The following is a 26252-nucleotide window of genomic DNA, read 5'->3' on the forward strand; positions in this document are numbered from 1 at the left end:
GCTCTCTTTTTACGTTTGTGAGTAGCTACCTTATGTCTTTTTCTTTTTTTACCACTTGGCATAATAATGAAAGGGTTAGGTGGTTAATAATTAGTTTACTTTAGCCTCAGTATTTGTTTTTACTCCGTCAACAAAAATCTTTGCAGGTTTGAAAGCCGGAATATTGTGAGCAGGAATCTTGATGGTAGTATTTTTAGATATATTTCTACCTGTTTTTTCAGCGCGCGTTTTGATGATAAAACTTCCAAAACCTCTTAGGTATACATTGTCACCAGTCTCAAGAGAGTTTTTTACTTCTTCCATAAAAGACTCAACTGTTGCTTGTACATCACCTTTCTCAAGTCCAAGTTTTTCCGAAATTTTCGCTACGATGTCTGCTTTCGTCATTTTCTTTCTAATTTATGATTGTGTATTTTTTTGAGAGTGCAAATATAACAATTAAAAAAACAATAATTCAAGGTTAATCTATTAAAATTTAATTACATAAACTTTTACTTTTGCAGGCTTATATAAAAAAATGGAGTTTACTAAGTCTTTAATTCATTGGTATTTACAAAACAAGCGTGATTTGCCGTGGCGAAAAACCAGCGGAGCATACCCTGTTTGGCTCTCAGAAATAATGCTTCAGCAAACCCGTGTGGCACAGGGATTACCCTATTTTTTACGCTTTATAGAGGCTTTTCCTACTGTTCAGGATATGGCTGATGCGCCCGAAGAACAGGTGCTTAAGTTATGGCAGGGGCTGGGCTATTACTCCCGAGCGCGTAACCTTCATGCAACGGCAAAACAGGTAGCGTTTGAAATGGGCGGCAATTTTCCTGATAGTTATGCAGGTCTTCTTAAACTGAAGGGAGTAGGCGACTATACCGCAGCTGCCATTGCTTCTATAAGTTATGGAGAGACTGTGCCTGTGGTAGATGGTAATGTATACCGAGTGCTTTCACGCGTTTTTGGTGTAGATACGGATATTTCTTCCGGCGGTGCTAAGAAACAGTTTACAGCGCTGGCTGCTTCGCTTATGCCTAAGGACAATGCTTCGGATTTTAACCAGGCCATGATGGAGTTTGGTGCATTGCAATGCGTACCGAAAAGCCCTGATTGTAGTGTTTGCATCTTTAACAGTGAGTGTGTTGCCTTTAACACTGGCAGGGTAGGGCAGCTTCCGGTAAAGCTGAAGAAGACTAAGGTGACCAACCGTTATTTTAACTATTTGGTAATTAAAGACAACCGTGGTTATAGTGTAGTGCAGAAACGGACGTCAAAAGGCATATGGCATAATCTCTATGAATTTCCATTATTAGAGACAGAAAGCTTATTTGCAGAAGATGAAACCAGAGTTCTTATCTCTAAATTTGAGGGGCTTGACTTTACGCCGAAAAACGTTTCGCTTCTCAATACCGATGTTATAGTGCATAAGCTCTCGCACCAGCATCTTTATGTTCGTTTTTGGGAAATTAGTGTTGATAATGAATTGGTTGGCGCGATTCCTGTAGATGTGTTAAAAGCATATCCTTTTCCTGTCGTAATCCATAATTTTATGGAGAGTCATTGGACTAATCATTAAAAGTGGTATATTTGGTTAACTAATCAGATAAACTATGAACGGCACGTTAAATAAAGTGATGCTGATAGGGCATTTAGGCGATGATGTAAAACTGCATTATTTTGAAGGAGGCAACTGCATTGGCCGTTTTCCTCTTGCTACTAATGAGATCTACATCAATAAGCAAACTAACGAAAAGATAACGTCTACCGAATGGCATAATCTCGTAGTGCGCAATAAAGCTGCAGAGATTTGCGAAAAGTACCTGACCAAAGGCGATAAGATTTATGTAGAGGGCAGGATAAAATCACGCCAGTGGCAGGGAGAAGACGGCAGTACAAAATACACTACCGAAATCCAGGTAACCGAATTTACTTTTCTGACAACCAAAAAAGAGCTTGACAATAAACAGCAAAGCTATTCATCGCAGCCGGTGAACGAGCCTGCAAAGCCAAACTATGATATAAATGTGCCGGCACCTAATGACGACCTGCCATTTTAGTGTTTAACCAATACCCTTTATTGTGGACCCCGATCCCTCGAGTTACATCTCAATAGATTACAGCCTTATTGCGGGCCTGGCGGGAATTGTTTTCCTGCTTGTTTGTTCTGCGTTCATATCCGGTACCGAAGTAGCCGTATTTTCTCTAACTGCACAGGATATTGAAAAGATATCCCAAAACAATCCAAGGCGTGGCAGCACGATTATTTCACTTCTTGAAAAACCCAAAAAGCTGCTTGCCACAATCCTTATTACTAATACCTTTATAAATATAGCGGCAGTTGTTCTTTTCTTTAAGGTGAACACTTATATTATTGATGGGTCTTTGCTGCCATGGTTCAGCTTTGTGCTTCAGGTTATCGTGATAACCTTTGTGGTACTGCTCTTTGGCGAAGTAATGCCTAAGGTATATGCCGGCCGTAATAACGTGAGGTTTGCAGGGAGGATATGTTATATCTTGTTTTGGCTTAATAAGCTGCTTACCCCATTAAGTGTACCCATGCGCGAAGTAGTGCTGAAGTTTCATAAGAAGATAGGTGCACAGGGCAACGGCCTGTCTATAGACAGGCTTTCGCAGGCGCTTGAACTTACTGATTATGGTGATGCATCTGCAGAGGAGCAGAAACTGCTGGAAGGTATTGTTTCCTTTGGGAATACAGATGTAAAACAGGTTATGAGTCCGCGTATCGATATTTTTGCGCTTAATGCCGACGCTTCGTTTACCGAAGTTATGACGCAGGTGGTAGATAAAGGTTTTTCGCGTATACCGGTTTACCGCGATAATATAGACCAGATAGTAGGGGTGTTGTTTATAAAAGACCTTATTCCGCATATTGATAATGACGATTTTGAATGGCAGGGAATTATCCGTGAGCCGTTTTTTATCCCCGAAAATAAAAAGCTCGACAACCTGCTTAAAGAATTCCAAAGCATGAAAAACCACCTTGCTATAGTGGTAGATGAGTATGGGGGTACGTCGGGGCTTGTGTCGCTGGAAGATATACTAGAAGAGATTGTAGGCGACATAAGCGATGAGTTTGATGACGAGGATATTATTTACACCCGTATTGATGATCATAACTTTCTTTTTGACGGTAAAATTTCCCTCAAGGATTTTTACCGTATTACAGATATTGAAGAAGAAGCGTTCGAATCTGCAAAAGGAGAAGCCGAAACCCTTGCCGGCTTTGTTTTGGAGATATCGGGCAATTTTCCTAAAAAAGGGCAAAAAATTAGCTTTAATGGCAATATCTTTACCGTCGAATCAGTTGATAAGAGAAGGATAAAACAAATTAAGGTTACACTTAAATGAATACTATTAAACGATTAGCGGGTTTTGGGGCAATTGCAGCAGTGTTTACGCTTTCTGTAAGCTGTGGCGGCGATACGCTTCCTAAACCTAAAGCATACCTGAGGCTGGATTACCCTGAAGGAAAATATGTACCGCTTGAGGGCGACTGTCCTTTTACATTTGGCTACAATTCACAGGCCAGGGTAAGCAGGAGTAAAGACTGTTGGGCACTTACGCTTGATTACCCAAAAATGAAAGCTACAATATACCTTAATTACAAGCCGGTAAATAACAACCTCGATGTTTTGCTTATGGATGCCCAAAAGCTTACTTATAAGCAGGTAGTCAAGGCAGATGATATTCGCGAGCAGCCTTTTGTTAACGCTGATAAGAAACTGTACGGAATGTTCTATGAGGTAGGAGGGAATGCGGCGACTAACGCCCAATTCTATGTTACCGACAGTACAAGCAATTTTCTTTCGGGATCTGTATATTTTTATGCCAAGCCTAATTTTGATTCTATTATGCCTGCTGCAAGCTACCTTCGCGATGATATGAGAAATATCATGGAAACCGTGAAGTGGAAGAAATAATTTTAGCCACGAATTACACAAATTAACACAAATTATCTTTTAAACCTATCATTGTTGAATTGGTGTAGATTAGTGTAATTTGTGACAAGTTCAATAAAAAAGGATTCCGTAATTGGAATCCTTTTTTGAGTTTATAGCCGAATGTAAAATTACAATGTGCCTTTTTCAGCTTTTTTATCTGCTGAGCAGCATCCTGCTTTTTTGTCTGCTTTCTTCTCCGTAGAGCAGCATGCAGGTTTAGCGTCTTTAGATTTTTTCTCTGCCTTAGCCGTTTTAGCTTTTGCAGCTTTTTCTTTTTCCTGGTCTACCGAATAGTAAGCCTTATCTCCTGAGTTCTTAACGTCGGATACTTTGTAAGCGCCGTCTGCAATGTGTTCTACAGTCTCAACAAGTTTTTCAGGAGTTTGTTTCGCAGCATCAAAAGATACAGTAGCCGTTTTAGCTTCAAAATCTACTTTAGCTTTAGTTACACCATCCAGGTTAGCAAGTTTTTTCTCTATGGTTGCAGCACATCCCATTGGGCAAGTCATGCCATCAATCTTGAAAGTTGTTGTCTCAAGGTTAGCAGCGGCAGTTTCCTTAACATGTGTAGTGTCGGTTACTGTGCCTTCAGCAGGAGTTTCAAGGTTTCCGTCTTTAGAAGTGTCTTTGCAGCTTGCAAAAAGAAGTGCAGCCAAAGCAAAAAATGATAGTTTCTTTATAAGATTCATACTATGTCGTTATTAGAATTTAAACAGTTAACTCAAAAGAGTTTACAAATTTATATAAAAAACGCTTTCACTTAACTGTTTATGCTATATGTTTTTTTGGAGATTGCTGTTAAAGCAAAAGGCTCCGCAATGCGGAGCCTTTATGTATGCAATTCAAATAACTATTATTGGAAATCAGCAGGAGAAACTCCTTCGTTGATCTTAGCTTCATTAACAGTAAGGTCAATCTCAATACCTACATTAAGTACTACTTTGTGAGGTATTTTGATGCCTTTCACTTCTTTGTAGTCTCCATAGTAAGTATATACAGGAATCTTTTTTCCGTCCGGTCCTTCTTGTTCTTTAGCTTCAGCGATTTTAAATCCAGATTTTATATCGTAGAAATAAGTTGATTCGCCAGATTTAACTGCATAAGCGTCAACACCATTAATTGGTTCGATACCTGTTACAGTTACATCTTTTTTGTTTGCTAAAGTAAGTTCTTCAAATGGAACAGCGCTTGCCTTAAGATCAGCAGCTTCAGCACCGGTAATGTCTGTTTTTTGTCCTTGCTGAACAGAGTAAGCACCTTTTTCGTTAACTACCTGTTTCATCATAGAGTTACCCATAACAGTAATTTCTACAAGCTGCTTGTTGTCAGATGTTACTTTAGAAGTAAATACAACAGGAGCTCCCTGTACAGTAGCTGTAGATTTTGTAGCTACGCTTTTAACAGCTTTAGCCGCTTTTTCTCCACCAATAGCTTTAATATAGCCGTCAAGAACAGTTTTAGCTGTCACACCTGCAGGAACCGCTTTTTTAGTAGCCGGTTTCTCTGTTGGTTTGCCGTATTTATCAAAGTAAGAAATTGGAATTTTTCTGCTTTCAAGTCCAGGTAGTACATCTGCAGCCTTACCTACAACAATGATACGTGCGTTATCAGTAAGGAAATACTTGTTTGCAGCGTTCTTGATATCTTCAGCAGTTACAGCGTTGATGTTCTTGATATAGTTTTCATAGAAATCTGTAGGAAGGCCCTGAGTTTCTGTAGTAAGAGCATAACGAGCAATTGTGCCTGGTTTCTCCATGTTCATTACAAAGCTTCCTACGTATTTAGCTTTAGCATTTTTAAGGTCTTCAGCAGAAACTAAGTCTGTTTTCATCTTTTTAAGCTCGTTGAATATCTCGATAACCGCACTATCAGTAACAGTATTTCTTACCGATGTAGAAGAAGAGAATTCGCTAACGTATTTACCTCCACGGATTGAAGAGTAAGCACCGTAAGTCCATCCATGAGCTTCACGAAGGTTAAGGAAAAGTCTTCCTTCTCCACCACCACCTAAGATTTGGTTAGCAAGCAGCGTAGCAAAATACTCTTTGTCTGTCATTTTAAGGTTAACAACATTTACAACAGAGATTTCAGACTGTACTGCGTTTGGTACATCTACAAAGTTAACCTGCGTGTATTGTACATCTTTAGGGTCAGAGTAAGTAACGTTTGGAGCTTTAGCGGCTTTCCATGAGCCAAAAAGTTTTTTAACTTGTTTCTCTACGTCTTTAGCTTTAACATCACCTACAACTACAAGGTAAGCATTACCTGGTACAAAGTAAGATGTATAGTTATCTTTTACGTCAGCAAGTGTTACGTTGTTAAGTGTTTCTTCGCTAAGGTATTCGCCGCTTGGGTGGTTTTTACCATAAACAAGTACTCCGCCAACTCTTTCTGCAATTGCAGAAGCACTTTTCTCGTTAGATTTTAGTCCTTCAAGAATCTGAGCCTTTTGTTTGTCAAACTCCTGTTGTGTAAACACAGGGTTTAAGGCGCCGTCAGCCATAAGTTCTAATATCCTGTTAGAATATTTAGAAAGTCCGCTTCCGTAAGCTGATTGCGATCCGAAACCGATGCTTGCGCCTAAAAAGTCTACCTCTTCATTAAAAGCATCTTTAGACATTTTTGTAGTTCCGCTGCCCATAAGTGCAGCAGTCATGTCAGATACTCCTTTTTTATCACCTTCTGCATACGGAGCGTTGTCCATAGTAAGGGTGTATGATACTGTAGGTAGTTTGTGGTTTTCTACAACCAGAACTTTAAGGCCGTTCTTAAGGCTGAAAGTTTCAGGTTTGCCTACGTTTACTTTAGGAGCTGGTCCCGGTTTTGGCTGTGGTATTACTTGTCCGTGCATGTTTAGTGATAACATTACGCCGGCTAGAATATATATAACTTTTCTCATGATATTTCTCTATGCTTAGTTTTGGGCTTTGTCTTTAGCGCCTACGTAGTCTAGTGTTAAACGTTGGTTAGGGTTAAGGTATTTTTTAGCAACTTCCCTTATGTCTTCTCTTGTAATAGAACGGTAAATGTCTATTTCAGTGTTAATAAGGTTAACATCGCCGTAAAGCAGGTAGAAAGAAGCAAGGTTTTCTGCAATTCCCTCAACGTTAGAGTTGCTGCTTACATAGTTGCTTTCAATCTCGTTTTGAAGTTTTTGGAATTCTCTTTCAGAGATAAGTTCTGTCTGCAGTTTTACGATCTCAGCGTCAGCTTCTTTCATGATGTCTGCAGCAGTAAAGCCCTGCATCGGTATTCCGTATACAATATATAAACCGTAATCTTCCTGGCTGTAGTTAAACGCGCCTATCTGAAGTGCCATTTTTTTATCGTCAACGATCTTTTTGTACATCCTTGAGCTTTTTCCGCCTGTAAGGATAGAAGAGATCATGTCAAGAACTTTAGCATCTTTAGTTTTCATAGATGGAGTTCTGTAAGCAGTAACGACCATTGGAAGCTGTACGTTAGGATCCTCGTAAGTAGCTTTGAAAGCCTGAGTGATAGGCTTCTCTTCAAATTTCTGACGTGTAATAGGAGTTCCTTTTGGTACTTTGCTAAAATACTGGTTTATCCATTCTTTAGCTTTTGCCGGTTCAAAGTCACCTGCAACTACAAGTACAGCATTGTTAGGGATATAGAATTTTTTGTTGAAAGCCTGGAACTCAGCAAGAGTTGCAGCATCTAAGTGGTCCATAGACCCAATGGTTGCCCAACGGTAGGGGTGCACTTTAAACATATTTTTCTTAACTTCTGCAATAAGGTTACCGTAAGGCTGGTTGTCTATACGAAGTCTTTTTTCTTCTTTAACAACTTCATTTTGGGTATCCACACCTATTTGGTTGATTACCGGGTGAAGCATTCTTTCAGCTTCCATCCAGATAGCAAGCTCAAGGTTGTTAGAAGGGAAAACCTCGTAGTAATACGTTCTGTCGTCAGACGTGTTAGCATTATTGTTACCACCGTTTGCAGTAACTATTTTAAACCATTCGCCACGTTTGATGTTTTCTGTTCCTTCAAACAGTAAGTGTTCAAAAAAGTGAGCAAAGCCTGTTCTTTCAGGATTTTCATCTTTAGAACCTACGTGATACATTACCGAAGTAACGATAACCGGAGCAGATTTATCCTGGTGAAGGATAACGTGCAGCCCGTTGTCTAAATTGTATTCTTCGAATGCCACTTTTTGAGCTGAAGCAACTCCGCCAAGCATTAGAAGTGAACCCAAAGCCATTAAAGATTTTTTCATAAACATTAATAATTATTTGATATTGCTAATTGGTGTGCAATTTCGGTATTTTGTTACAATAATTTTACAAAATTTTAAGAATTAGGTTTTTCGGCCTGTAAAAACGTAATTTTTACTGGAAAATATTGTGGGTATGTTGGCTGATAAATAATAAGTTGTATATTTGCAACCTTAAAAAATTTAATTAAACCATATTGTTATGTACGCAATCGTAGAGATAGCAGGGCAACAATTTAAAGTTAGCAAAGACCTTAAGGTTTATGTTCACCGTCTTGAAGCTAAAGAAGGAGATGCAATTTCATTTGCAAAAGTTCTTTTACTTGATGACAACGGAACTGTAACTATAGGCGCCCCGGCTATAGAAGGTGCTTCAGTAGAAGCTAAAGTGCTTCAGCACTTAAAAGGTGAAAAAGTAATCGTTTTCAAAAAGAAAAGAAGAAAAGGTTACAAAAAGAAAAACGGCCACCGTCAATCTTTAACGCAAATCCAAATCTCTGGTATCACTGGAGCTGGTGCAGCGCCAAAGAAAAAAGCGGCAGCTAAGAAAGCGGAAGCTACAGAGGAATAATTAACTAACATTTAAAACAAAACATCATGGCTCACAAGAAAGGTGTCGGTAGTTCGAAGAATGGTAGGGAATCAGAATCGAAACGTCTAGGCGTTAAGATTTATGGTGGACAGGCTGCTATTGCCGGTAACATTATCGTAAGACAAAGAGGTTCTAAGCACAACCCGGGTGAAAACGTTTACATGGGTAAAGATCATACTTTACATGCAAAAGTTGCTGGTGTAGTGAAATTTCAGAAGAAAGGTGATAACAAATCTTTCGTTTCTATAGTTCCATTCGAAGCTTAAGAATATACTCTATCATATAAAAACCCATCCGCTTAGCGAGATGGGTTTTTTGTTTTTAGTACAGTACCTAATAGAATCATTGCCTAAGCTATTGTCGACTAATGTGTTTATACAGACACCGATTAGCAAATGAATTGAATGCCTGTTTTAAGAAGCCTGTCGAAACAGGCAGGCGCATAAAAATAAAAGCCCGAATAGAACTCTATTCGGGCTTTTATTTTTATGATGCAACAGGATTTAGAATGTATAACTTAATCCTACGCCTATCATTTGTTTAAGCTGTATCCTTGGGCCTTCGGTTACCTGAACGCCATCTCTTTCTACTTTGTTCTTAATGTCGTCGTCATAGATCATGTGCATACCCACATTTGCCCTTACGTACTGGTTCACCTTAAGGTCAAGCTGCATTTGCCAGTCAACGTCTATATTTCCAAAGTTATTAAGGTAATCAGTATAAAAGGTAAAGCGGTTGTCCAGCATGATATTGGTAAATATCTGCCTCTTGAACTGATTGGTTATAAGTATACCCACCTCAGTACGCGAGTTCTTACCGCCTCTTATAATGTTGCCATCGGCATCTTTCACTGCAGGAGTTACCCCAAAGGCTCCCTGGTCTGCCAGCGTATTGTTTGTTACAATAGTAGTTTTATCTGTAAGCGGAGAGATATACAGGTTTAAACCTATGTCCTTGCGGATATATTCGGTACCAATACCCAGGAAGATATATGCCGGAGAAAATGGCCCCGAAATCTCGTTAGTAGTATTTGGGTAGTTGTAACCGTTAGCAAATTGCGTTTTAAAGTTAAACTTGGCACTATAGTACCAATTAGATACGCTATCCCTCCTGTAGCCAAAAGTTGAATTCAGCTCTATCTGGTCGTCAGTTTTACGCGTTCCCTGCCCTTCCTGCCTGTTAAGCCCGTACTTAAGTATAAGCTCGTTATTCCAATTAAGGTTACCCTTTACATATTTTCTGATAAACGCTCCTTTAATAAGGCCGGCAACAGAGTTGTTACCCCCCACGTTCCAGTTTACAAACGAAACCTGGTTAATATCAAACCCTACGGTATTGCTTCTCTCCCAATAGGTAATAGAATCGGGCAGTGTGGTAGTTATTATAACTTGTGCTTTGGCTGTCTGGCTAAATACAATGCACAACAGCACAATGACGCAGGCTTTAATTCTCATTCTTAGCGTTTTTTGGAAATTCGTTGCAAAAGTCGGTATTTTTTCAGTACGCAGAAAAAATATCTTTAAGGGTTTTAACGTCAATACCGCAAAATTGTTGCAACTGATGGACCGTTCCCTGCTCTATGAAGTTGTCGGGAATGCCTAACGTGTTTATTTTCAATACGTAACCGTTTTTTGCAGCAAAAGTACAGATAGTATTGCCAAAACCTCCTGTAATACATCCGTCTTCAATAGTTATAATTTCGGTGTGCTGCCCGAAGATAGTGTGTAAAAGATTTTCGTCCAACGGCTTTATGAAGGCAAAGTCGTAATGCGAAAACAGTGAAGCATTATCTATTGCAGCTAATGCTTTAATGACATTATTACCAATAGTTCCCGTAGATAGTATTGCAATCTGAGAGCCTCCGGTAAGCTGGTGTGCCTTGCCAATTTCTATGGGTTCAAATGGCTGCAGCCAATCGGTTTTTTCTCCGCGTCCGCGTGGGTAACGTATAGCAATTGGGTGCTCAAGACCCAGTTGTGCAGTATAGAGTATATTACGCAGTGCCCTTTCATTTAGGGGGGCATACACTATGAGGTTTGGTATGCATTGCAGGTAAGCAATGTCAAACACACCGTGATGCGTAGCGCCATCTTCGCCTACAAGGCCGGCGCGGTCAAGGCAAAATATTACTGGCAGGTTTTGCAGGGCAACATCGTGTATTACCTGGTCATAAGCCCGTTGTAAAAAGGTGGAGTATATGTTGCAGTACACCGTCATGCCCTGTGTTGCCATTCCGGCTGCAAGGGTTACGGCATGCTGTTCTGCAATGCCTACATCAAAAGCACGGTCAGGAAACGCTTCCATCATGAATTTCATCGAACTGCCCGATGGCATGGCGGGCGTAATGCCTATTATCCTGTCGTTTTGTTTTGCCAGTTCTATTAAAGTTAGGCCGAAAACATCCTGGTATTTGGGCGGCAGGTTTTCATCTGCAATTGCTAATACTTCGCCGGTTAGCCGGTCAAACTTGCCGGGAGCATGATATTTTACCTGGTCCTCTTCGGCTTGTTTAAGTCCTTTGCCCTTGGTTGTAATGATATGTAAAAAACGCGGGCCTTTTTTGTGCTTAAGCCTTTCCAATTCTTTTAGCAGGGCAGGAAGGTCATGCCCGTCGATTGGGCCGCTGTAATCAAAGTTAAGCGACTTGATCATGTTGTTGTCGCGCGGATTATTGCCTTCTTTTACCTGGGTAAGGTAATTTTTAAGGGCGCCTACACTTGGGTCTATGCCTATGGCGTTGTCGTTAAGGATAACGAGCAGGTTGGCGTCGGTGACGCCGGCATGGTTGAGGCCTTCAAACGCCATACCAGATGCTATGGATGCGTCGCCTATAACCGCAATATGATTTTTATGGTCTTCGCCTTTAAGCCTGGAGGCAATCGCCATTCCCAGCGCTGCCGAAATCGACGTGCTACTGTGGCCGGTGCCAAAAGTGTCGTAGTCACTTTCGCTGCGTTTAGGAAAACCGCTTATACCATTAAGCTGGCGGTTGGTGTCGAATTTTTCCCTGCGTCCGGTAAGTATCTTGTGTCCGTAGGCCTGATGGCCCACATCCCATACCAAAAGGTCCTCGGGTGTATTAAAAACGTAATGCAATGCAATGGTAAGCTCTGTAACGCCCAGGCTTGCGCCAAGGTGGCCTTCTTTAGCCGATACAATATCTATAATAAACCTGCGCAGTTCCTGCGCCAGTTGAGGCAATTGATCAGGGCTGAGTTTCCTCAGGTCTGCAGGGTCGTTTATGCTGTTTAATAAGTTGTTTGCCATTGCTTGTAATAGAACAGCAAATTTACGATATAAAAATTAGTTATTTGTAAATTTGATTGCCGGGTTAATTGTATCAATTTTAATTGTTTCATCTTCAATTGGGTCAGGCAATTCATAAATTGTTATACCGGTTGTGTATTCGGCTTCACCTGCCGACTGTGTTGCTACGGTGTCAATAGAGGCCTTTTTTTCTACCTCTCCCTTTGTCGTGTTTTTACAGCTAAAAAGCATAGACCCCATGGTTACCAGTAATGCCAGTAAAAACACATTAACGAATTTTGTTTGTGAATACAAAACCTTTTTTGGTATACTGATACTTTCTTTCTGCAACTGGCTGCTCCTGAAACGCCCGCATACGCTGCTGCCATTATTCATTTTAAGATAAATAGTTATCTCGTCATTACTCATTTGGGTAAAGTCGGTTACCGATTTTGAACACAGGCTGCAAAAACGTCCCTGCTCGTCAGGAGTCATGGCGTTCCAGCTTTCATGGCAGGGTTCAGGTACAGTGAATTGGCTTTTCATAGTGAAGGTTTTGTGTTATAACGAATTATGGCCTTCAAAAAGTATTGTTAATTTAAGATTTTATTTATAATACTTTTGTAATCATAATCGTATTTTTGAACCTATGGAAAACATTTTTACCCATGAGTATTTTATGAAGAAAGCACTTGCCGAAGCGCAGGATGCATTTGATAAAGGCGAAATACCCGTAGGTGCCCTTGTTGTAATTAACGACAGGGTTATTGCAAAATCTCATAACCTCACCGAATTGCTTAGTGATGTAACGGCGCATGCCGAGATGCAGGCGATAACGGCAGCGGCAAATTTTTTAGGAGGAAAGTACCTTGCCGGCTGTACACTGTATGTAACGTTAGAACCCTGCCAGATGTGTGCCGGGGCACTCTATTGGAGTCAGGTCAGCAGGGTAGTGTATGGCGCTGCCGATGAGCACAGGGGCTACCGCACAATGGGCGGAAAACTTCACCCGAAGACCGAAGTGATAAGCGGAATTATGGAAGACAAATGCTCTGTTTTAGTAAAAGATTTTTTTAAACAGCGAAGGCGGTAAGTTTTATAAAACCAATGAATTAGCGGAATTTTAAAAGTGTTAAAATATATCGTGATTTCATTGCAATAATACTATCATGTTCTTAGTTATAGCGTAAAATACAACAACCAAAATAATTACTTAACCATCAAACCAACCAAAGTATGAAAACCTTAAGACTGATGCTGTACCTTACAGTTATCACCGTGCTGTTTCATGCCTGCTCTAAACAATCAGGAAAAGATTTTGACTCTGACTATACCCTGTACAGGGATTACATTTCGAGCTTTACATCGGGTATAGTATCTACAAAGGCCGACATACAGGTGGGGCTTGCCTTTTCTAAAAGTGAGTGGAAGGAAAACCAGGAACTGGATAAGGATTATTTTTCGATATCGCCTTCGGCGGAAGGTAAAGTGCTTTTGCTTCCGGGCAATATTATTGCTTTCAGGCCAACGGAAAGGCTGGATCAGGATACCGAATACCGCATCACGCTGCACCTTTCTAAAATTATAGAATTAAAAGACAGCAGGCTTAAGGATTTTAACTTTAGGGTTAAGACTATTAAACAGGATTTTTTAGTCACTGTTCAGGATCTGCAATCGTATAACCGCAACCTGCAATACCTTAACGGTACGCTTAAAACAAGCGACGACATGGAACTGGCTATTGCCAAAAAACTGGTTACTGCCGAACAGGATGGCAAAAAGCTGCCGATACGCTTTGACGGTAAGGCAGGCACCGCGACAGAATTCCATTTTATTATAGACAGCATTCAGCGTAAAGTACAGAACAGCCAGATTAAGATAAGCTGGAATGGCAAAGCTGCGGGCGTAGAGAGGGAAGACTCCCAAATGTTTGAAGTGCCGGGCAAGGAAAATTTTAAAGTGATAAGCATGACTCCGCAGCAGGGCGATAACCAGACGCTGCTTATCAACTTTTCTGACCCGCTGCGTAAAGACCAGGATTTCTCAGGGCTTGTGGCTGTAGAAACCGTAGCCACGCTTAAGTACGCAGTAGACGGTAACCTGCTGAAGGTATTCTTTGGCGAACCGCTTAACGGCAGTTTCTTGGTAGAGGTTTTTCAGGGGATAGAAAGCGTAGATGGCTTTAAGACTAAAAGCCGCTATGCTGAAAAGATAAACTTTGAGCAGCTAAAGCCTGAGGTACGTTTTTTAAAGAGCGGCACGATACTGCCTTCGTCTAGCAACCTTAAGCTGGGCTTTGAAGCAGTTAACCTTAGTGCTGTAGATGTAAAAGTGTACCGCATATTTGAGAACAATGTTATGCAGTTCCTTCAGGAAAACGAACTGAACGGTAATTATAATATGCGTTCGGTATCGCTTCCGGTAGCTAAAAGAAAGCTTGTGCTTAATGCCGACAAAACTATGAACTATGGCAAGTGGAATGCCTACTCATTAGATTTGGCAACGCTTATAAAACCGCAGCAGGGCGCTATTTATAAGGTAGAAATGACAATTAAAAAAGCGTATTCGCTGTATAAATGTGATGCTGCCGACAATCTTCAGCAAACTGCAGAAGAGCCGAAGGATGAGGACGAAGACGATGAAAGTGAAGACGACTTTTCTGAATATGATGAGTACGATTATTATGATGGCAATTATGACTGGGACCAAAGGGATAACCCGTGCAGTGATTCGTACTATGTAAATTACGAACGCAAAATAAGCACTAATGTGCTGGCGAGTGATCTGGGCGTTATTGCTAAACGTGGTGCTGTAAACAACTATTTCTTTGCAGTAACGAGTATTACGACTACAAATCCTGTAGTTGGTGCATCGGTAGAAATTTTTAACTACCAGCGCCAGAAAGTGGGTTCTGCCGTAACAGGCAATGAAGGAACCGTAAGCCTTACCGCTGCAAAAGGCGGTTATTTTGCCATTGTAAAAAAAGACAATAATACCACCTACATCAAGCTTTATGACGGTAATTCTAAATCAGTCAGCAGTTTTGATGTAGACGGTACTCAGCTTGTAAAGGGGCTTAAGGGGTATGTGTATGGCGAGCGCGGCGTTTGGCGTCCTGGCGACACATTATTTATTGGCTTTATATTGAACGACAAAGCATCTAAACTGCCGGGAAACCATCCTGTAAAATTAAGGCTTAACGACCCCAATGGTAAGATGATGTTCCAGGCGGTGCAAAGCTATAATGAAAAGAACCACTTTAAATTTATCGTGCCTACACAGGCCAACTATCCTACAGGAAGCTGGGAAGCGGTAGTATCGGTAGGTGGTGCGCGTTTTTACAAAAGCATCAAGATAGAGACCATTAAACCAAACAGGCTTAAGATAAAGAACAGCTTTGACGGTAAAATGCTTTCAGCTAATGTAAAAAACACAGGAAATATACAGGTAACATGGATGCATGGCGCCGTTGCAAAAGACCTTAAGGTAGAAATGCAGGCCAAATTCCTTAAACAGACAACGGCCTTTAAAGGCTACCTGAATTATGTTTTTGATGACCCTGCACAGGATTTCAGTTCTGAGGAAGTCAATATCTTTTCCGGCAAGACCGATGCTAACGGAAATGCCGTGGTAACGCTTCAGCCTAAGCTGCAGGCGCGTGCTCCGGGTATGCTTAAAACAGCCATCATAACTAAAGCCTACGAAAAAGGGGGCGACTTTAGCACCGATGTGATTACGTCGTCTTATTCGCCTTATGATACCTATGTGGGTGTAAAGCTTCCGCAGGGCAATAAATACGGTATGCTTGAAACCGGAAAAACAAACAAAGTTGACGTAGCTACAGTAAACGAAAAAGGACAGGCAAGGCCGGGCCGCAGGCTGGAAGCCCGTGTGTATAAAGTAAACTGGAGATGGTGGTGGGACCAGTCCGATAACGGTGCATCGTCATTCAGCACTGCGGTTTCAAACCAGCCGTTTGCCTATCAGCAGATAATAACCGATGCTTCGGGTAAAGGTTCGTTCAGTTTTAAGACCGACGAAGAAGAATGGGGCAGGTACCTTATACGCGTTACTGATATTGAAGGCGGACACTCTGCCGGAAGTACGGTATTGGTAGATTACCCTTACTGGTCAGGCCGTAGCCGAAATACAGGAGGAGAAGATGCCGCCATGCTTATGTTTACTACTGATGAGGAGAAATACAGCGTAGGCGAAAAAGCAACAATATCTTTCCCGTCGAGCGAGGGAGGCCGTGCGCTTATATCGCTGGAAAATGGCTCTAAAGTAGTACAGACATTTTGGACAATGACCAAAAAAGGAGAGACACAGGTTGTGATTCCTGTTACCGAGAAAATGGCGCCTAATGTGTACATACATATTACGCTGCTGCAGCCGCATGCTACAACGGCAAATGATTCGCCAATTCGCCTGTATGGTATCGTACCAATTGAGGTGGTAGATAAAAGCACCATACTCCAGCCGGTAATAACCATGCCTGATGTATTGAAACCGGAACAGAAAACGACTATAAGAGTCAGTGAAAAATCAGGTAAGCCTATGACCTATACTCTTGCGGTGGTAGATGAGGGGCTGCTTGACCTTACGAGGTTTAAAACACCTAACGCATGGGACGCCTTTTATGCCAAAGAAGCCCTTGGGGTAAAAACATGGGATATTTATGATGATGTGATAGGCGCTTATGGCGGCAAGATCAACCAGGTGTTCAGCATAGGAGGTGATGCCGACTTAGGTGGTGGCAAAGCTAAAAAAGCCAACAGGTTCAAGCCTGTTGTTATGTACTATGGCCCGTTTACCATTGGCAAAGGCCAGACAAGGCTGCACGACATAAAACTGCCGCAGTATATAGGTTCGGTGCGTACTATGGTCGTAGCCGCCAATACCGACTTAAGTGCTTACGGTATGGCAGAAAAAGCCACGCCGGTTCGCAGCCCTTTGATGTTACTCGCATCATTACCAAGAAAAGTAACGCCAAAGGAAAGGGTAACACTTCCGGTGACGGTATTTGCCATGGAAAACCAGATTAAGAATGTTTCACTTCAGGTAAAAACAAACAACGGCATAAGGGTAGTTGGTTCGCCTAAACAAACGGTGAACTTTGCCAAACCCGATGAAAAAGTGGTTTATTTTGACCTTGAGGTAAATGATGTTTCGGGTATTGGAAAAGTTACGGTAACGGCAACATCGGGCAATGCAAAGGCAAGCTATGATGTAGAGCTGGATATTGTAAACCCTAATCCGGTAACGATAAATTATAAAGAGCTGGTGCTGGAACCGGGCAAATCGGCAGCTATAGACTGGAACAGCTTTGGCGTGGCAGGAAGCAATACAGCAAGGCTGGAAGTATCATCGTTTCCTTCTATCGACTTTAACCGAAGGCTGGATTACCTTATACAGTATCCTCACGGCTGTGTGGAGCAGACAACATCGGCTGCATTCCCGCAGTTGTACCTGGCTGATATTGCCGACATAGATGCTGCGAGAAAACAGAAAATTCAAAAGAATGTAAGCGCAGCGCTGCAAAAACTGGCGCATTTTCAGGTTGCTAATGGTGGTTTTGCCTACTGGGAAGGGCTAAGGGAAGCAGACGACTGGGGCAGCAGCTATGCAGGTCATTTCTTTATAGAAGCCGAGAAAAAAGGCTATACACTGCCGCTTAATGCTAAAAAACAATGGCTGCAATACCAGCAGAAAATGGCAAGGCAGTGGCGCTACAACGATGGCTACCATAACGACTTTGCACATGCGTACCGACTGTATACCCTGGCACTGGCCGGAGCACCCGATCTTTCGTCTATGAACAGGTTAAGGGAAACGGCGGGCATATCTAACGAAACAAAACTAAGGCTTGCAGTCGCTTATGCTCTTGCAGGACAAAAAGCTGTGGGTCAGCAGTTGTTGGCACAAAGCAGCCTTGATTTAGATGAGAGTCCGTACCAATATTACTATTATGGATCTGCCGCGCGTAACAGGGCAATGGCACTGGAAACACTTATCGTTCTTGGACAGAAAGAAAAAGCCTTTACTATGGCAATAAAACTGGCAAAACAAATGTCGTCAGGCGAATGGATGAGTACGCAGACATCGGCCTACTGCCTGTACAGTATGTCTAAATTTGCGCAGAGCAACGGGCCTAAAGGCATTGATGTTACCTACACAAGCAAAGGCAAAACCCAGGGAATCAACACGCCTAAAACTTTTGCTGACAGAAAGCTTGATGTGAGTAGTGCTAATAGCGTAACGATTAAGAACAATAAGAAGTCTACACTGTATATTAAGGTATTCTATAGCGGTATCCTTCCGGTAGGGGAGGAACTGGCAGAGGAACGCGGACTGGCTACAAACATTACCTTTAAAGACAGGGGAGGCAATACGATAAATCCGTCGCAGCTGGCTCAGGGTACTGAGTTTGTAGCAGAGGTAACCATTGCCAATACCAAAAACGAAAGGGTAGAGAATGTAGCGCTTACACAGATAATTCCGTCAGGATGGGAAATCGTAAATACAAGGTTTACCGACTTTGGAAGTTTTGCCGAAAACGATGTGGATTATACCGATATAAGGGACGACAGGACAAACTTTTACTTTCCGTTAAAAGCCGGCGAAACCAAAACATTCAGGATACTGCTTAATGCATCTTATCCGGGAAGTTATTACCTGCCGGGCGTTCAGTGCGAGGCAATGTATGATAACTCTTTCCTTGCCAGGACTAAAGGGCAGTGGGTTAAGGTGGTGAGGTAAAATGTTTATATTAGGCTGAAGCCAACAAACGATATTATCAAATAATCCCCTGACTAAAGTCAGGGGCAAAACATTCAGAGTAAAACTTAAAATGATAAATCCTTAGATGCTTTGCCCACGGCTTTAGCCGTGGGTTTAAATCAGGTGTTTTAGGCTTTAGCCAAATTTAAAATTATGAGTCAGAACTTTTATAAACAGGTTGCAATATCACAACCAATCGTTTCAGGCTGGATACTTTATACGTTCTTTGATTACCTAACGGATAAAGATACAATGTTCAAGGGGCTTAGTTTGTATATCTTTTTCTTGGGGAGTTGTATGTGGATATCCGGGATAAGTATACTTGTAATGATATTGAGATTTACCTGGTTTAGAAAGTCTTATAAAGAAGTTTTGTGTCCAAATTTTATTTATGTGTTAGCGGGAGTCTTTAATAGCTATCTCACAGTTATTTGGATTGTAATACTGGTCTTAGGTCTAATTGACCTTTACTTTTTTTCTATAGGTTCACTTTTAGTCTCTCTTTTCTCAGCTGTAATAATCCTGAAAGATTTTTGCGTGTTAAAGCGTAGAGATAAATCTGATTCTATTATTGATAGATGAAAAATAAACTTCCAAAGGCTTTAACCAACACCTGCAAGGTTTTAAAAACCTTGCAGGTGTTTAAATGATTAAAACTCCAGAGCAATTAGATAAAAAAACAAGTTTTTAGATGAAAATAAAATTAGTGGTATTTATTTTAACAATACTTATGGGCTGTAATCAATATGTATGGTCGCAGGTCTATATGTTTAAGGATAAACAAAGCAGGCATTGGGGGTTAAATCTTAAAGATTCAGTAAAATGTGTACGTTTCATGTATACTAAATATAAAGAAGGATTAAATTCTCTTGATAAATCAAGGATATATTTAAGTAATGATATACGGACAAATTTTTACCTTGAGTTTACTGAAAGAGGAAATCTTTCTGCTAGTAAGATATTCATGAAAACTATTGACGAAATAGTTCATAGAGATTCAATTTATCAATATGTTTATGATAATAAAGATATTGAAGAAAAAAGTAAATATTTAGTAAAGAATATACATCCTGTATTCCCTGTATACTTTGATGGCCTTATTAAATTAAACTTTATTCAACACGCTAAATTGGAAGGTACAACGTCTCAAACGGTTTATAATTATGTTGTGGAAAATGGAATGATTAAAGAAGAAAAAGAATACTTCGTAGACGTGATTGATAGAACTTTTGACGATAGACTTGATGAATCTGAACTGGTTAATAAAATAATTTACTCTTATGATAAAAATGGTAATCTATCAAGCCGAAAAATCTTTGCTGGAAAATTTGGAGAAGCAATTGGAAATCTTCCAATGATGGAAACTGAAGTTCCCTATTGCGATGACACTGAAGTAAGGTATACATACGATAATCAAAATCGTATTACTAAAGTTGTTCTTTACGGCTGTAAAACAATCGTATCCTCTGAAGAGTACACTTATCATTCCTCTAAAAATTATATAACTACATTGAAACGATATATTGCAGAACCTTTATTATCACGTTATCCTTCAAGAAATATGATAGCGGAGTATAATGAATATGGCGATATAACGCATATGCATTTTATTGTTGAAAATGACACATCGCCACCCCGTAAAAAAATCGGGCTTGAGCCAGTAGACCGATACTATGAATATGATTATGACAGTCATAATAACTGGATAAGATGCAGGCTATACCTGATGGGAGAAAAAGACGAGCCAACAATAATAGCAGAAAGAAAAATTGAGTATTATAATTGATCATTCTTAAAAATGATACTGCTCCTTTTGAGCTGTAACCCATGAAGCATAAATTTTCAATAGTTCTTAAAAACACCTACAAGGTTTTAAAAACCTTGCAGGAACGTGCATGGCATTGGATAAAATCCAACAAAATAAGAACAGCCATTACTTTTTTGTTTTTGGTGGGTTATTATTTTTGCCTGCCTCGCACGTTGTTTGAAGAGCCGTATTCTACCGTTATAGAAAGCAGCGAGGGCGAATTGCTCGGCGCACGCATAGCCCGCGATGAACAGTGGCGTTTCCCTGCGCAGGACAGTATTCCGTTTAAGTTTAAAAAGTGCATTGTTTATTTTGAGGACCAGCACTTTTACAGCCATCCCGGGTTTAATCCCGTGGCGATTGTAAAGGCGGTACGCCAAAATTATGATGCCGGCAAGGTTGTGCGTGGCGGTAGTACGCTTACACAACAGGTAATTCGACTTTCGCGCGATGGCAAAAAAAGAAGCTATTTTGAAAAGCTTATTGAGATGCTTTTGGCTACGCGACTTGAGGTGCGCCATGGCAAAGATGAGATACTTGGCCTGTATGCTGCGCACGCTCCTTATGGAGGTAATGTTGTAGGGCTTGAGATGGCCTCCTGGCGTTACTTTGGCGTTCAGCCGCACCAGCTGTCATGGGCCGAAACGGCTACACTTGCGGTTTTGCCTAATGCACCAAGTCTTATTTATCCGGGAAAGAACCAGCAGATACTGCTTGCTAAACGTAACCGCCTGCTTGAAAAACTGTATGAAGAGAAAATAATTGACAGGACTACCTATGAGCTTTCTGTTCAGGAAGACCTGCCGCAAAAACCGTTCAGGCTGCCTAAAGCAGCTCCTCATTTATTGCAGCATATTGCCAAAACAAAAGAAGGGCAGCGTATAAAAACCACCATAAAGAACGAAATTCAGGAAAGGGTTAACCAGATTGCGGCACGTTACTATCAGGAATACCGCCAGACGGAAGTGCATAATCTTGCCATACTTATTGTAGATGTAAAGACCCATAACATTGTGGCTTATGTGGGTAATTCGCCTACCGACAGGGCACACCAAAAGGATGTAGACATTATTCCTGCACCGCGAAGCACAGGGAGCATTTTAAAGCCATTCTTGTTTGCGTCTATGCTCGATGCTGGCGAAATACTGCCCAATACCCTTGTTGCCGATGTACCCACGCAGATAGCCGGCTATTCGCCTAAGAATTTTGAAATGACCTATGATGGTGCCGTGCCTGCGCAGAGGGCATTATCGCGTTCGCTTAATATTCCGTCAGTACTCATGCTTAAGGATTTTGGGGTGTATCGTTTCTACGAACAGTTACAGCATTTCAAACTCCGCAATATCAACAAGCATCCCAACCATTACGGATTATCGCTTATCCTTGGCGGGGCAGAAAGCAACCTTTGGGACTTATGCCGAACCTATGCCGGACTTAGCTCTACGCTGAATAATTTTACGGCTACGCAGGCAAAATACCGCACTAATGAGTTTGCTGAACTCAACTGGGACAACAACACAATTACAGATTTTGGTAAAGAAGTATTCAATAAGCCACAGCTGGGGGCAGGGTCTATATGGCTTACCTATAACGCAATGAAAGAGGTTAACCGTCCGCAGGGCGACGAGGCATGGCGTTTTTATGATTCTTCGTTAGAGATTGCATGGAAAACGGGAACCAGTTTTGGCAGCCGCGATGCCTGGGCTATTGGCACAAGTTCGCGTTATGTTGTTGGGGTGTGGGTAGGCAATGCTTCGGGAGAAGGGAGGCCTTCACTTACGGGAGTGGGTACTGCTGCCCCTGTATTGTTTGATGTATTTAACCTGCTGCCGCGCACCAAATGGTTTGCAAGGCCTTACAACGATCTGGAAGAAGCAGATGTATGCGCCACAAGCGGCCATCTGGCAGGAGAACATTGCCCAATTGTTAAGCAATGGATTCCGCTGAATGGGAGAAAGACAACATCATGCACCTATCATAAACTGGTTCATCTTGACCAGTCAGGACTGTATCAGGTAAACAGCAGTTGCGAAAGTGTAGATGCTATGCTAACCAAAACCTGGTTTGTACTGCCTCCGGTTATGGAGTGGTACTATAAAAGCCTGCACATGGATTATATGCCTTTGCCACCTTTTCGCAGCGATTGCCAGGGCGGAAGCAGCGGGGCTATGGATTTTATCTACCCTAAAGAAAATGGTAAAATATACCTGACTAAAGATTTTAACGGGCAGGTGCAGCCGGTTGTTTTCAGGGCGGCACATTCTTCGGCGAATGCCAGGTTATTTTGGTATCTTGGCGACAGGTACCTAGGCGAAACCCAAACGTTTCATGAAATGCCTGTAAATGCTGTCTCTGGTAAATATATTGTGACTGTTACGGATGAATCAGGTAATGAGATACGAAGGAAGGTTGAAATTGTGAGTGAGGAGTAGGGTTCTCATATCACTGCTTAAACCCTCTCTTTTCAAGCTCTTCCCTTATTTCGGCTGAGGTTGTAAATTTAGCTTCTGTAGGGTGCTGTCCGTTTATTTTACAATCGCAGCCGCTAAATGTAGTACTAATATCCATTTGGATAAAGCTTTCAGGAAATTGGCGGTAGTCTTTCGGCAGGTTGTCAAACACCAGGGTGTAATATCGGGTGCCGTTCATGGTATCATCTGTTTGTTTAAAAGATGCTAATATGAAGAGTTCCTTTTCAGGGTCTTTATCGGCATTCGCCTGAAATATAGATAGTATCTCAGCTTTACCTCCTGCAGCCCCAAATGAAGGCAGACTGATTTCAAGATAACTGAAATCAGATACCTGGGCATAAAAAGCAATATCAATTTTTGAGATCTCTTCCGGCTTGTTATCGCTGTCATAGACTGTGCCTACCGACTCATAAAAGGCAAGTATGATGTTGTAATCGTTCCACTTTATTTCTTTTACCTTATCAGGGTTATTCCTGTGCCTGAAAACGTAGTCGTAAGTGGTTTCATTAGCATATCGTATGTCGTGGCTCTGCACTTGTCCAAAGCATAACACGGGAAAGAACATCATGGCTGTAATTAAATTTTTCATATAGCTAAAGATTGATATATGAATAACTCAAAAAAGTGTAATTTTAGTGTGCTTTGTCTTACAAGTCAGAGGATTATGTAGGAGTGCATATAAAAAGAAATTTGGAGATTATTTAAAAAATAAATATGTTTATATGAAACTTCTGTAAAATATCTGATTTTACTTATAATTTTTATCTGTTCGTAAGAAAAAGATTGTTAGGTGCTTAGGGTTTTACGGAGTTCAAACGTTTTTAACCAATGAAATAATTAATTTTTAAATAAATTATGAAAAAAATCACCTTCTTAGGGCTTTGCTTTTTTTGCATGAGCCTGCTTTTAGCAAATAACACTAATGACATTGGCGGCTGGCAAGTGCTGGGTACTGTAATTGCTATGCACAATCAGGACCACGACGCGGCTGTGCCTAAGATTCCTGTAAATGTAAAGAAGCTTAAGTTTGCAGTACGTGACCGCGACCTGACAATCACTAAAGTGCTGATCGTTTATGATAACGGAGAAGAGGAAATACTTGTAACGCCAATGACAATTGCGCAAAATGGCGAAGGCCCAACCGTTGATATAAAAAGCGGTTTACGGACTATAAAGCGAATCGATTTTTGGTATGACTCTACCGACTTTGTAAAAGGAAAAGTTGAGGTAACCGTCTTTGGTAAAAAATAATAAGAGCGCAGGAAACTGCGCTCTTATTATTTAGAATATAACTATTTAGTTTAGAAATTGTTTCCTGAATTCCCCGGGGGTAAGTCCAACCTCTTTCTTGAAGAGTCGGGTAAAATAAGGAGGATTCTCAAAACCCAATGTATAGGCAGTTTCAGATACACTGAACTGTGCTGCCTGTAGCATATTTTTTGCCTCACCGATAAGGTAAATGTGAATAAGCTCCATTGCCGTCTTGCCCGTCTCCTGTTTTAAAAGGTCGCTCAGGTAACGGGATGAGGTATTGAGTTTTTCTGCCATGGATTTTACCGTGGGCAACGCTTTTCCTATGAGCTTTCCGTTATCAAAATAGGAGGACAGCAGATTATTAAACTTAGAAACCGTTGTGCCTGATAACTGCGTGCGGTTGATAAACTGCCTTTTGTAAAAGCGCTGGGAATACTTGAGTATAGAATCAAGGTGCGTAAGCATTATTTCGCGGGTGTATTCATCCTGGTTGTTGCTGTTTTCACCTGTCATTTTATAAAAAAGATCCCACATGATTTCTTCCTCCCTTGGTGAAAGATGTAAGGCCTCATTTGCCTCATAGTCAAAAAAGCCATACTTTTTTATTTCTGAGTGAAGGTGGTGTCCGTTAAAATAATCTTCGTGGACAAAAATGATGAAACCGTCTTCTTCAAGTTCTATATTATCCATCTGCATAACCTGGTGCGGCTTTATAAAGGCAAGAGAACCATTGTCGTGATCATATTTAGTACGGCCGTATACTATTACACCCGATTTCATTTTCTTGAACATTATCATGTAGAAATCGCCTGTAAATTTTTCGCGGCTTAAGCTGCACGTATCTACTTTTGTACACTGTACAAAACTTATCAAAGGATTTTCCGGAGATGAAAAACCATTGTGTCGGTAATATTCGCTGATTGTCTTAAAATGATTCATAACTATGAAAATTAGTATAGCATCTGCGTTAAACAGATGCTATTGTAAAAGTAATAAAAATACGGTTCTTATTTACCGTGGGCGGCAACAGCATCATCTGCATACTGCTCCCATTCGGCAAGGCGTGATTTATAAACCTCTTTAACTGTAGGCAGTCCTACTTTTCCAAGGAAATAGCGAAGCGGAGGATTTTTTTCGTCTACCAGTTTAAGGATTGCAGGGGTTGTAGCTTCCGGTATTCCAAAGGCATCATCAGTAAGGCCCTCATTAAATGCTTTTTTAACCCCGTCATAAGCTGCAATTGATGTGCTGTGGAATGATGATGAACCTGCCCAATCAGTAGCAAACCCGTTTGGTTCAACAAGGGTAACGTTAATGCCAAAGCCTTTTACCTCTTGTGAAAGGGTTTCGGTAAGGCCTTCTACTGCAAATTTTGAAGCGTTGTATATGCCAAGTACAGGTAAGGTAAATACACCAAGCACGCTTGAAAGCTGAATGATATGCCCGTGTCCCTGTTTCCTCATAATTGGCAGCGCTGCCTGGGTAATCCATAACAGTCCGAATACATTTGTTTCTATCTGCTGGCGTGCTTCTGCCTCACTTGCTTCTTCAATAGTTCCAAAGAGTCCGTAACCTGCGTTGTTTATTACCACATCCAGCGAACCAAAATGTGCTGCTGCTTTATTTACTGCATCAAAGGCTTCCTGCCTGTTATCTACATTTAGCTGTATTGGTAAAATGGCATCGCCATATTTTGCTTTCAGGTCGTTAAGTACTTCTACGTTTCTAGCTGTTGCAGCTACTTTATCGCCACGTTCAAGGAATGCTTCTGCCCAGATGCGGCCAAATCCTCTTGACGCGCCTGTTATAAAAATTGTTTTAGACATTGTTTTGTAGTATTAATGATTAACAAGGCAAAGTTATGGCGGGTACTCTTGTAGAAATGTATACAAAACAGCGGAATCATGACACAAAA

The 26252-nt window shown here is 41.1% G+C and carries 21 protein-coding genes; 11 read left to right on the top strand and 10 right to left on the bottom strand.

Translation table 11 applies throughout. The annotated features are described in order from the left end of the window. Positions 1-90: 90 nt before the first annotated feature. Positions 91-387, bottom strand: a complete 297-nt coding sequence (locus R1T16_RS12820; RefSeq protein WP_057671073.1) for an HU family DNA-binding protein — start codon at positions 385-387, stop codon at positions 91-93. Positions 388-517: 130 nt separating this feature from the next. On the opposite strand from R1T16_RS12820, the gene mutY reads away from it, so the two are divergent. The 4 genes from mutY to gldD are packed head-to-tail and all read left to right on the top strand — an operon-like array spanning position 518 to position 3929. Then, positions 518-1564, top strand: coding sequence for an A/G-specific adenine glycosylase (gene mutY, locus R1T16_RS12825; RefSeq protein ID WP_317501507.1), 1047 nt, complete (start codon positions 518-520; stop codon positions 1562-1564). A 34-nt stretch (positions 1565-1598) separates the two neighbouring features. Further along, positions 1599-2045, top strand: a complete 447-nt coding sequence (locus R1T16_RS12830) for a single-stranded DNA-binding protein (RefSeq protein ID WP_317501508.1) — start codon at positions 1599-1601, stop codon at positions 2043-2045. 22 nt (positions 2046-2067) lie between these two features. Beyond that, on the top strand, positions 2068-3357 hold the full coding sequence (locus R1T16_RS12835) for a gliding motility-associated protein GldE (RefSeq protein WP_317501509.1): 1290 nt from the start codon (positions 2068-2070) through the stop codon (positions 3355-3357). Next, positions 3354-3929 carry a gliding motility lipoprotein GldD gene (gene gldD, locus R1T16_RS12840; protein WP_317501510.1) on the top strand — a complete coding sequence of 192 codons (576 nt, stop codon included), beginning with the start codon at positions 3354-3356 and terminating at the stop codon, positions 3927-3929. The genes R1T16_RS12835 and gldD overlap by 4 nt, the downstream gene beginning before the upstream one ends. 149 nt (positions 3930-4078) lie before the next feature. Here gldD and R1T16_RS12845 read toward each other — a convergent pair whose 3' ends face one another. From R1T16_RS12845 to R1T16_RS12855, 3 genes are all read right to left on the bottom strand, one after another. Further along, a complete protein-coding gene (locus R1T16_RS12845; protein WP_317501511.1) occupies positions 4079-4639 on the bottom strand; it encodes a heavy-metal-associated domain-containing protein in 561 nt (186 codons plus the stop codon). Positions 4640-4803: 164 nt separating this feature from the next. Then, positions 4804-6801 (bottom strand): pitrilysin family protein, encoded by a 1998-nt coding sequence (locus R1T16_RS12850; protein WP_317501512.1) that lies wholly within the window; start codon positions 6799-6801, stop codon positions 4804-4806. A gap of 63 nt (positions 6802-6864) precedes the next feature. After that, positions 6865-8190 (bottom strand): pitrilysin family protein, encoded by a 1326-nt coding sequence (locus tag R1T16_RS12855; RefSeq protein WP_317501513.1) that lies wholly within the window; start codon positions 8188-8190, stop codon positions 6865-6867. 199 nt (positions 8191-8389) lie between these two features. Here R1T16_RS12855 and rplU point away from each other — a divergent pair, with 199 nt between their 5' ends. Further along, on the top strand, positions 8390-8758 hold the full coding sequence (rplU, locus tag R1T16_RS12860; protein WP_317501514.1) for a 50S ribosomal protein L21: 369 nt from the start codon (positions 8390-8392) through the stop codon (positions 8756-8758). Positions 8759-8784: 26 nt separating this feature from the next. After that, the gene (gene rpmA / locus R1T16_RS12865; protein ID WP_057671086.1) at positions 8785-9045 is read left to right on the top strand and encodes a 50S ribosomal protein L27; all 261 of its coding nucleotides are present in this window, start codon (positions 8785-8787) and stop codon (positions 9043-9045) included. Between the two features lie 237 nt (positions 9046-9282). On the opposite strand, the gene R1T16_RS12870 is transcribed toward rpmA, so the two are convergent. The 3 genes from R1T16_RS12870 to R1T16_RS12880 are packed head-to-tail and all read right to left on the bottom strand — an operon-like array spanning position 9283 to position 12571. Beyond that, entirely contained in the window at positions 9283-10233 is a 951-nt protein-coding gene (locus tag R1T16_RS12870) for a DUF3078 domain-containing protein (RefSeq protein ID WP_317501515.1), read from the bottom strand. A 43-nt stretch (positions 10234-10276) separates the two neighbouring features. After that, positions 10277-12046 (bottom strand): 1-deoxy-D-xylulose-5-phosphate synthase, encoded by a 1770-nt coding sequence (locus R1T16_RS12875; RefSeq protein WP_317501516.1) that lies wholly within the window; start codon positions 12044-12046, stop codon positions 10277-10279. A 36-nt stretch (positions 12047-12082) separates the two neighbouring features. After that, the gene (locus R1T16_RS12880; RefSeq protein WP_317501517.1) at positions 12083-12571 is read right to left on the bottom strand and encodes a hypothetical protein; all 489 of its coding nucleotides are present in this window, start codon (positions 12569-12571) and stop codon (positions 12083-12085) included. 103 nt (positions 12572-12674) lie between these two features. Between R1T16_RS12880 and R1T16_RS12885 the strand changes: the two genes are divergently transcribed. The 4 genes from R1T16_RS12885 to pbpC all read left to right on the top strand — a co-directional run bounded on the left by R1T16_RS12885 (position 12675) and on the right by pbpC (position 23044). Next, positions 12675-13118 carry a nucleoside deaminase gene (locus R1T16_RS12885; protein ID WP_317501518.1) on the top strand — a complete coding sequence of 148 codons (444 nt, stop codon included), beginning with the start codon at positions 12675-12677 and terminating at the stop codon, positions 13116-13118. Between the two features lie 143 nt (positions 13119-13261). Continuing rightward, entirely contained in the window at positions 13262-18784 is a 5523-nt protein-coding gene (locus R1T16_RS12890) for an alpha-2-macroglobulin family protein (protein ID WP_317501519.1), read from the top strand. A 712-nt stretch (positions 18785-19496) separates the two neighbouring features. Continuing rightward, positions 19497-20591: a hypothetical protein gene (locus tag R1T16_RS12895; RefSeq protein WP_317501520.1), complete on the top strand. Its 1095-nt coding sequence runs from the start codon at positions 19497-19499 to the stop codon at positions 20589-20591. A gap of 41 nt (positions 20592-20632) precedes the next feature. Next, positions 20633-23044 (top strand): penicillin-binding protein 1C, encoded by a 2412-nt coding sequence (gene pbpC / locus R1T16_RS12900; protein ID WP_317501521.1) that lies wholly within the window; start codon positions 20633-20635, stop codon positions 23042-23044. A 10-nt stretch (positions 23045-23054) separates the two neighbouring features. Here the strand turns inward: pbpC and R1T16_RS12905 are convergent, their stop codons facing one another. Continuing rightward, complete coding sequence (locus R1T16_RS12905) at positions 23055-23672, bottom strand: hypothetical protein (protein WP_317501522.1); 618 nt, start codon at positions 23670-23672, stop codon at positions 23055-23057. Positions 23673-23938: 266 nt separating this feature from the next. Here R1T16_RS12905 and R1T16_RS12910 point away from each other — a divergent pair, with 266 nt between their 5' ends. Then, on the top strand, positions 23939-24334 hold the full coding sequence (locus R1T16_RS12910) for a hypothetical protein (RefSeq protein WP_317501523.1): 396 nt from the start codon (positions 23939-23941) through the stop codon (positions 24332-24334). 45 nt (positions 24335-24379) lie between these two features. Here the strand turns inward: R1T16_RS12910 and R1T16_RS12915 are convergent, their stop codons facing one another. Together R1T16_RS12915 and R1T16_RS12920 are read right to left on the bottom strand one after the other, a co-directional pair. Further along, positions 24380-25276 carry an AraC family transcriptional regulator gene (locus tag R1T16_RS12915; protein ID WP_317501524.1) on the bottom strand — a complete coding sequence of 299 codons (897 nt, stop codon included), beginning with the start codon at positions 25274-25276 and terminating at the stop codon, positions 24380-24382. A gap of 68 nt (positions 25277-25344) precedes the next feature. Further along, positions 25345-26163: an SDR family NAD(P)-dependent oxidoreductase gene (locus tag R1T16_RS12920; RefSeq protein ID WP_317501525.1), complete on the bottom strand. Its 819-nt coding sequence runs from the start codon at positions 26161-26163 to the stop codon at positions 25345-25347. Between the last annotated feature and the right edge of the window lie 89 nt (positions 26164-26252).

The organism is Flavobacterium sp. DG1-102-2 (genome assembly GCF_033042555.1).
In the GTDB taxonomy this organism is placed as follows: Bacteria; Bacteroidota; Bacteroidia; order Flavobacteriales; family Flavobacteriaceae; genus Flavobacterium.